At 68.3% G+C, this 8,728-nt stretch carries 6 protein-coding genes; all 6 read right to left on the bottom strand.

Going from position 1 to position 8,728, the window contains the following annotated elements; genetic code table 11:
* Positions 1-119 precede the first annotated feature (119 nt).
* Entirely contained in the window at positions 120-383 is a 264-nt protein-coding gene (locus JF886_RS12395) for a hypothetical protein (RefSeq protein ID WP_337312910.1), read from the bottom strand.
* A 453-nt stretch (positions 384-836) separates the two neighbouring features.
* Entirely contained in the window at positions 837-2,648 is a 1,812-nt protein-coding gene (aspS, locus tag JF886_RS12390) for an aspartate--tRNA ligase (protein ID WP_337312908.1), read from the bottom strand.
* Complete coding sequence (hisS, locus tag JF886_RS12385) at positions 2,645-3,916, bottom strand: histidine--tRNA ligase (protein WP_337312905.1); 1,272 nt, start codon at positions 3,914-3,916, stop codon at positions 2,645-2,647. Before hisS ends, aspS begins: the two co-directional genes overlap by 4 nt.
* A 49-nt stretch (positions 3,917-3,965) precedes the next feature.
* Complete coding sequence (locus JF886_RS12380) at positions 3,966-6,107, bottom strand: RelA/SpoT family protein (protein ID WP_337312902.1); 2,142 nt, start codon at positions 6,105-6,107, stop codon at positions 3,966-3,968.
* A gap of 68 nt (positions 6,108-6,175) precedes the next feature.
* Positions 6,176-7,630 (bottom strand): proline--tRNA ligase, encoded by a 1,455-nt coding sequence (proS, locus tag JF886_RS12375; protein ID WP_337312900.1) that lies wholly within the window; start codon positions 7,628-7,630, stop codon positions 6,176-6,178.
* A gap of 80 nt (positions 7,631-7,710) precedes the next feature.
* Positions 7,711-8,724: a glycine betaine ABC transporter substrate-binding protein gene (locus tag JF886_RS12370; protein ID WP_337312898.1), complete on the bottom strand. Its 1,014-nt coding sequence runs from the start codon at positions 8,722-8,724 to the stop codon at positions 7,711-7,713.
* Positions 8,725-8,728 lie beyond the last annotated feature (4 nt).

The following is an 8,728-nucleotide window of genomic DNA, read 5'->3' as shown; positions in this document are numbered from 1 at the left end:
GCGCTGGACAGCGCCGACACGCCAGTAGACAGCCGCGCCCGCCACGGCGGCGACTGCGAGAAGCGCGGATCGACCGGTCGGGAAACGCACGAGGCTTCTCCGTGGCTGGTGAGCCCCGATTATCGACGACCCAGCCGTCGCGGAGCGGCAAGCACCAGTCCGGCCGCTTCGACAGCGGCGATCCCGGCGGCGTCAGCGATCGGGTGCACCACCCCGACCGCAGGGCCGCCATGGCCGCCCAGCGCCACCAGCTCCGCGCCGAGCAGGCCGGCCGCAGCGCAGACGACGGCCAGTGGATAGTTGCCGCGTCGGGGCACGAGCACGCGAGTTGCCTGGGCTCCGATGGCAACGATCAGCGCGGCGAGGAGGATGCCAGGGCTCACCGCTCAGAGAGACAGTGGAGTAAGGCGGAGGTTGATGACCCATGCATCCACCTATCCTCGCCGATCTCGGCGTCGGCTTCTGCGCGCGCTCGGTCATGCATGGATCGATGCACTCCCTGGTGTGCTCGGCGCCTCCTTGACCTCGCCGGTCGATGCGGCGCCTGGGACACCAACTTCCGCCCCACTCCAGTAGAGGACACTCGTGGGCAGCGGTGGCGAGCGCCGATCAGGCTGCTCACGTGGCCCCCGGCGGCCGCGCCATCCCCGGGGCTGAGCCCGAGTAACCAGGTGGGATCCCGCACGGCGCCTTCCCCCATCCACGCGCACGTTGCGGAGGCTCGAGGTCCGGCGAGCGATATGAGGTTCCCGATGCGTTTGATGTTGGTCCAGCCGCATGTGGATGGCTGCGACCAGCTGGGTGCCGTGGACGATCCTACCGCAGGGTCCCGCGGCTCAACCCTCACCACCGTGTGACGGTTCGATTCGCAGCGCGGGAGCCGCGGGGCGCAGTTGCAGTCCGAGGTCGCTGAGCTGCGCCTCCTCGACGGGGGCGGGCGCGCCGGTCATCGGCTCCTGCGCCTGCTGGTTCTTGGGGAAGGCGATCACGTCGCGGATGTTCTCCTCGCCCAGTCCTTCCATGAGCAGCCGCTCGATGCCGGCGGCGAACCCCCCGTGGGGCGGGACCCCGTACTGGAACGCCTCGAGGAGGAACCCGAACTTCCGCTCCGCCTCCTCGGCGCCGATCCCCATCGCGGCAAAGACGCGTTCCTGGATGGTGGGGTCGGTGATGCGGATGCTGCCGCTGCCGATCTCGCGGCCGTTGAGCACGATGTCGTAGGCGCGCGAGCGGATCCGCAGCGGGTCGCTCTCGAGCAGGCCGAGGTCGTCGCGGTGCAGCATCGTGAACGGGTGGTGCAGCGGGGTGACCTGGCCCGCGTCCTCGCCGCGCTCGAACATCGGGAACTCGGTGACCCAGATCATCGCCAGCGCGTCGGGGTCGGCCAGTGAGCGCTCGCGCGCGAGGTGGTTACGCAGCGCGCCGAGCGCCGCGGCGACCACGGCGGGCTGGTCGGCGACCATGAGCACCGCGTCACCGACCTGCGCACCGGTGGCGGCACCGATGGCCTCCAGCTCGTCGGCGCTGAAGAACTTGACGATGCCGCCCTGCCAGCCGTCATCGCGACGCCACAGGTAAGCGAGCCCGCGTGCCTTGAAGGTCTTGGCGACGTCGAGGAGGCGACCCTCGATGTCGCCCCGGGTGAGGTCGGCGCCACCGGGCACGGCGATTCCCTTGACCACCCCGCCCCCGGCCAGCGCATCGGCAAACACCCGGAAGCCGGTGCCGCGCAACGGCTCGGAGAGGTCGTGCAGCTCCATGCCGAAACGCATGTCCGGCTTGTCGACGCCGAAGCGCGCCATCGCCTCGTGCCAGGTGATGCGTGGGAACGGCGTGCTGATGGTCCCCCGGAAGCCAGCTGACATCCAGGCTGTCGAGATCGCCCGCTCCAGGACGGTGAAGACGTCCTCCTCGTCGATGAACGACATCTCCAGGTCCAGCTGGGTGAACTCCGGCTGGCGGTCGGCACGCAGATCCTCGTCGCGCATACAGCGCGCGATCTGGAAGTAGCGGTCGAGCCCGGCGACCATGCAGAGCTGCTTGTAGAGCTGCGGCGACTGCGGCAGCGCGTAGAAGCTGCCGTGCTGAAGGCGGCTCGGCACCAGGTAGTCACGCGCACCCTCGGGGGTGGCGCGAATCATCATCGGCGTCTCGATCTCGGTGAAACCCAGCTCTCCCATCACCTCGCGCAGAGCCGCGATGAAGCGGGCCCGGCAACGCAGGTTGCGCTGCAGGCGCGAGCGGCGCAGGTCGAGGTAGCGGTGGCGCAGGCGCAGTGACTCCTCGACCTCGGTCTCCTCGTTGACCGGGAACGGCGGCGTGCTTGCCACCGACAGCACCTCGCAGTCGTCGGCGTACAGCTCCACCTCACCCGTATCGCGACGCGGGTTGACGTTCTGCGGCTCGCGCGCCCGCAGCAGTCCGTGCACGCGCATCACGTACTCGAGGCGCACGCCGTGCGCGCTGCGACGTGCCTCCGGCGCGGTCTCGGGGTTGATGACCACCTGGAGGATGCCGCTGTGGTCACGGAGGTCGAGGAAGATCAGGCCTCCGTGGTCGCGGCGCCGGTCGACCCAGCCGTACACCGTCATTTCTGTGCCGGCGGCGCCGGCCCGGGGGACGCCGCAACCGGTGCGTTTGGTGCTCACGCGGTCGGTCCCTGGGCGGCCTGGAGGAGCTCTGCCGACACCGCGTCGAGCACGGTGTCGGCGCTGACCACCTGCTGCACGCCGGTGCGCAGGTTGCGCAGCACCAGCCCTTCGTCCAGCCCGACGAGCAGAGCCAGCAGCGCGCCCAGACGATCCGCGTCGCGCAGCTTTTTCTCGAGCCGGCGGTCGGTGAGGTCGGCGACGACGGAGGTCCGATTGCGCAGTTCCCGCGCCAGGCGGCGCCCCTCCGCGGCCGATGCGCCTCCCGTGGTGCAGATCACCAGCTGCGCTGGCGGCTGCGGCGCGGGGGCGACACCCTGGTCGGCGGCCACCGTGAGCAGGCGCTCGATGCCGAGCGCGTAGCCCACACCGGGCGTCGCCGCGAAACCGAGCTCATCGGCGAGCCCGTCATAGCGGCCGCCGCCGCCGAGCGCGTTCTGCGCACCCTGGAGCGACCGGTGCCAGAACTCGAAGGCGGTGTGGGCGTAGTAGTCGAGGCCGCGCACCAGTCGCTGGTTACGCGTGTAGGGGATGCCCGCGTCGTCGAGATGGCGTGCGACCGAGTCGAAGTACTCGCGACTTGCCTCGCTGAGGTGGTCGCCGATCAGCGGAGCGTTCTCATTGTATTTGGCGTCCTTCTTGCAATCGAGCAGGCGGAGGGGGTTGACGTCGAGACGGCGCTGGCAATCCTCGCAGAGCGATTCCCGCAGCGGTGTGTAGTACGCCACCAACGCCGCGCGGTAGCGGAGCCGGTCGTCACTGTCGCCGAGCGAGTTCAGCTGCAGCTCGACGCCGTCGATGCGCAGTTCGGCCATGAATCGCCACGCCACTTCGATCACCTCGGCGTCGTAGCAGGGATCGCGCTCACCGATCACCTCGACGCCGACCTGGTGAAACTCGCGCTGGCGGCCCGCCTGGGGACGGTCGTAGCGGAACATCGCCATGGCGTAGTACACACGCACGGGCCGACGCTGCTGTTCGAGGTGTGCTCCGAGCACAGCCCGCAGAACCGGCGCCGTTCCCTCGGGTCGTAGGGTCATCGAACGCCCGCCGCGGTCGACGAAGGTGTACATCTCCTTGTCGACGATGTCGGTGCCGGAGCCCACACCACGAGCGAACAGCTCGGTGGCCTCGAACACCGGCGTGTCGATCAGCTGGTACCCGTGGCGCCCGGCGACCGCAGCGTGCGTCTCGAGGAACCACCGCCAGGCAGGCGCCTCGGCAGGCAGCAGGTCCCGCGTTCCACGGGGCGGCGCGATGGGGCTCATGGCCGCCCGAGTGTACCGGCGGGCCTACGCCTGCCACCCCGCTCCCGACTCAGACGGACTCGCGCGCCACGGTGTGAACATCACGGACCGCTTCGAGGCGCTCCAGCAGCCGGCTGAGCTGGGTGAGGTTGGCGATCTCCACGATGGTCGAGATCACCGCGGTGCGATCGTCGTAGACCTGCACGTCAGCCCCGGAGAGGTTGATCTTGGACTCGGCGATGACTGCGGCGATGTCGCGGAGCAGACCGGTGCGGTCCCAGGCCTCGATCTTGATGTTGACGGGGTACACCTGGTTGTTGCCGCGCTCCCACTCCACCTCGACGATGCGGTCCGGGTCGGCAGCGTTGCGGACGTTGACGCAGTCGGCGCGGTGCACCGTCACGCCCTTGCCGCGGGTGATGTAGCCGCGGACGGAATCACCTGAGAGCGGCTTGCAGCACTGCGCCAGGGTGGTGAGCATGTCGCTCATGCCGTGGACGCGCACGTGACCGTTGGTGCTCGGGCCCGTGCTGGTGAGCGGGATGCCCAGGACGGTGGTCTCGCTGGCCTGGTCGGGCGACTCCCTGTCGCTGTAGCGCAGCACCACACCGCGCGCGCTGACATCGCCGTAGCCGACCGCCGCCAGGAAGTCGTCGATGGTGTTGAACTTGAAGTCCTCGGCGAGCTCGAGGAGGCGATCCTCCTTGAGCGACGTCAGTGACTGCTGGCGCAGCCGGCGGAACTCCTTGTCGAGCTGCTCACGGCCCTTCTGGACGTTCTCCTCGCGGCGCTCCTTCTTGAACCAGCTGCGGATCTTCTCGCGGGCGCTGCTGGTCTTGACGAAGTTGAGCCAGTCGCGGCTCGGCGCATGCGCGCCCTTGGTGGTGAGCACCTCGACGATGTCGCCGTTCTCCAGCTTGTAGTCGAGCGGCACCATCCGGCTGTTCACCTTGGCGCCGATGCAGTGGTGGCCGACGTCGGTGTGGACGCGGTACGCGAAGTCGACCGGCGTGCTGCCCATCGGCAACGACCGAACGTCCCCTTTGGGGGTGAAAACGAAGACCTCGTCCTGGAAGATGTCGACCTTGACGGTGTCGACGAAGGCCTCGGCGTCGAGCACCTCCTTCTGCCAGTCCATGAGCAGCCGCAGCCAGCCATAGCGCTCGTCGAAGCGCGTCTTCTGAGCGCCCTCCTTGTAGTGCCAGTGGGAGGCGATGCCGTACTCCGCGGTGCTGTGCATCTCCTGGGTGCGGATCTGCACCTCCATGGGCTCGCCGGTGTGCGACACCACGGTGGTGTGCAGCGACTGGTAGCCGTTGCCCTTGGGCATGGCGATGTAATCCTTGAACCGCCCCGGGATCGGCTTCCAGAGCGAATGGACGGTGCCCAGCGCCCCGTAGCAGTCCTTGATGCTGTCGACCATGATGCGCAGCGCGATCAGGTCGTAGATCTCATCGAACTCCTTGTGGGTACGCTCCATCTTGTCGTGGATGCTGAAGATGTGCTTGGGCCGCCCGGAGATCTCCGCGGCGATGCCGAGGCGTTCGAACTCCCTCTGCAGGATCTCGGTGACGTCCTTGATGAAGCTGGCCCGCTCCTCGGCTGCCTTGCTCACCTTGGCGGCGACGGCGTGGTAGTTATCCGGATCGAGCTGCGCAAAGGCAAGGTCCTCGAGCTCGCCCTTGATCTGCCAGATGCCGAGCCGATGAGCCAGGGGCGCGTAGATGTCGAGCGTCTCGCGGGAGATGCGCAGGCGCCGCTCCTCGTTGTGAGCGCCGACGGTGCGCATGTTGTGGAGGCGGTCGCCAAGCTTGATGAGCACCACTCGGATGTCCTCGGACATGGCCACCAGCATCTTGCGGATGTTCTCGGCCTGCGCCTGCTCACGGGTGTGGACGTGGATCTTGCCGAGCTTCGTGACTCCGTCAACCAGCTTGGCCACATGGCCACCGAACTGCTCGCTGAGCTGCTCGCGGGTCACCTCGGTGTCCTCGACTGTGTCGTGGAGTAGCGCGGCCACCAGTGTGTCGCTGTCGAGGCCGAGGTCGGCGAGGATTCCGGCGACGGCGACGGGGTGGGTGACGTACGGCTCACCGCTCAAGCGCGACTGCCCCTGGTGGGCGCCTTCGGCCAGGGTGTAGGCGCGGCGCAGCACCTCTCGCTCCTCCTCACGGAGATACGAGGCCTTGGAAATGAGTTCGTCGATCGCCATCTCCCTGACCATGCTACCCCCGATCAGGCAAAATTCGAACTCCGCTGCGCCCTGTCCGGCTCCCGTGATCAGTAGGCGCGCGCCATCAGCGCGACGTTGTCCGCCGGCCGGCCACATGCCAGGCACGGCGCCCCGTCGGCGCTTCGGTCGGCGCGCAGGATGCGGACGGTCAGCGCGTGCACCGCGCCCTTGACGGCCGTCTCGCACTCCGCGCGGTTGCAGAACGGCCCGCTGGCGAACATCGGCTCCTCCGCGAACGCCGCCACCAGCTCGTCCATCGATGCGACGTCGACACTGCGCTCGTCGAGAAGCCGCTGGGCGCGGGCGCGCGTGGCCAGCTGGGCCTCGTCGAGCAGTCCCTGCAGCCGGGCGCCCAGGCCTTGCAGCGGCACCTGGCTCTGCTCACCGTCGACCCGACGAACCACGGTGACGTTGCCGTCGGCGAGGTCCTTGGCGCCGACGGTGATGCGCAGGGGGATTCCGCGCAGCTCCCAGTGGGCAAACTTCTCTCCGGGGCGCATGCCCTCGCGCCGGTCGACGCGCATGCGCACGTCGGTGCCCGCCTCGCGCTCGAGCTGCGCGCACGCCTCCTCGACGAGCCGCATTGCCTCCTCGTCGTTGCTGCGTGCGATCGGCACGACCACCACCTGGGTGGGCGCTACGCGGGGCGGAACGACCAGGCCCGCCTCATCGCCGTGGGCCATGATCAGGCCGCCGATGATCCTCGTCGACAGGCCCCACGACGTCTGAAAGGGATGCTGCAGGGTGTTGTCCCTGTCGCTGTAGCTGATCCCGTAGGCAGTGGTGAAATTCTGCGCTAGGTGATGCGAGGTGCCGGCCTGCAGCGCCCAGCCGTCGGACATCATCGCCTCGATGCTCAGCGTGTAGCGCGCCCCGGCGAACTTCTCGGACTCCGTCTTGCGCCCCTTGATGACCGGGATGGCCAGCCACTCCTCCGCGAGCTCCCGGTAGCACTCCAGCATGGTGTCCACCTCAGCCGCCGCCTCCTCGTCGGTGGCGTGGAAGGTGTGGCCCTCCTGCCAGAGGAACTCCGTGGTGCGCAGGAACAGCCGCGTCCGCTTCTCCCAGCGGCAGACGTTCACCCACTGGTTGATCAGCACGGGGAGGTCGCGCCAGGAGTGGATCCAGTCCGCGTACATCGAGCAGATGATGGTTTCGCTGGTGGGACGGATCGCCAGGCGCTCCTCGAGCTCCTTGTCGCCGCCGTGGGTGACCCAGGCCACCTCGGGAGCGAAGCCCTCGACGTGCTCCGCCTCCTTGGCGAGGTAGCTCTCCGGGATGAAGAGCGGGAAGTACATGTTCTCGTGGCCGGTCCGCTTGATCATGCCGTCGAGCGCATCGCGGGTGCGCTCCCACAGCGCGAAGCCGTAGGGGCGGATCACCATGCAGCCGCGCACCGGCGTGTAGTCGGCCAGCTCGGCGCGGCGCACGACGTCGACGTACCAGCGGTCGAAGTCCTCGCTCTTGGACGCGATCTGCTTGGGGCTGTGCTCTCTGGCCATGGCGGCCGAGTATAGGGTCGGCTTCGCAACCGGCTCCCCCGCTGGTCTGCGCGGAGGAGCCGGCTGCTGCGCCGTGGGGACTAGTGCGACCCCAGGTAGGCTCCGAACGCCGTCAGGGTGTCGCCGTACGTGGCGCGGTCAGAGGCCTTGATAGCGAGACCGTTGGTGTCGGTGAACTTGGTCTCCGACGTCCAGCACAGTCCGTTGGCCGCGTCCTTCTGGGCGACGAAGTTGAAGGCCGCGTCGAGCGCGGTCGGGAACGCCCCCGTGGTCAGGCTGAGGTAGTCGGTGAGCTCGGTGCCGGTGTACTGCCAGATCATGTCGACCGTGCCGGCGCTAAGCGCCTGACCGAGCGCCTTGTCCTTAGCCTGGAAGGTGTCATCCACGGTGAAGTTGTGCGCTTCGAGGACCAGCTTGGTCATGGCACCGAGCAGCTGCTCCTCGGCAAAACCCTTGACTCCGACGGTGACGTGGGCTCCACCGCCATCGGCGCCGGAGGCCGTCGCGCAGCCGCTGCCACTGCCATTGGTGCCGCCACCGCCGGCGTAGCTGGAAGCCAGGAACCCGTTCGAGGTCAACCACGCCTTGGCCACGTCAGCGACCTTCTGGCTCTGCACCTCGACCATGCTGTTGAGGGAGACCATCGTCGCGATGTCCAGCTTGGCCGCCACCGGCGCCATCAGGTTGGCGATGGCCGGATGCGCCGTCAGCACGCTGGCGCGCACCACCAACCCGGCGTTGTCGGGCGGGAAGAGGTTCTTGTCGTCCTTGAGGACGTAGAGGTTGTTGGCCTGGATCGCGGAGTCGGTGGTGAACACCTCGCCGACGTTGCACTGCCCGTTGGCGATGCTCTTCTCGGCGGTGCTGCCGACGTCCGCGTAGGTCGGCTTGCCATACGCGGAGCTGTAGGTTGCCTTGAGGCCGGGGAGACCGTCAGGGCGGGTGCGGAACTCGGAGAGGATGCAGACCTTGATCGAGGACGCGCTCGGACCGCTCCCTGCCCCGCCCGTGGTCGTGGTGTTGTTGCTGCTACCGCACGACACCAGTGCCCCCGGCACGACGACGAGCAGCGCGGCGATGGCGTTTCGCTTCATAGCG

Origin of the sequence: Candidatus Aeolococcus gillhamiae (genome assembly GCF_016464765.1) — a bacterium.
Taxonomy (GTDB): Bacteria; Chloroflexota; Dormibacteria; order Aeolococcales; family Aeolococcaceae; genus Aeolococcus; species Aeolococcus gillhamiae.
This window is presented reverse-complemented; position numbering and strand designations above follow the sequence as displayed.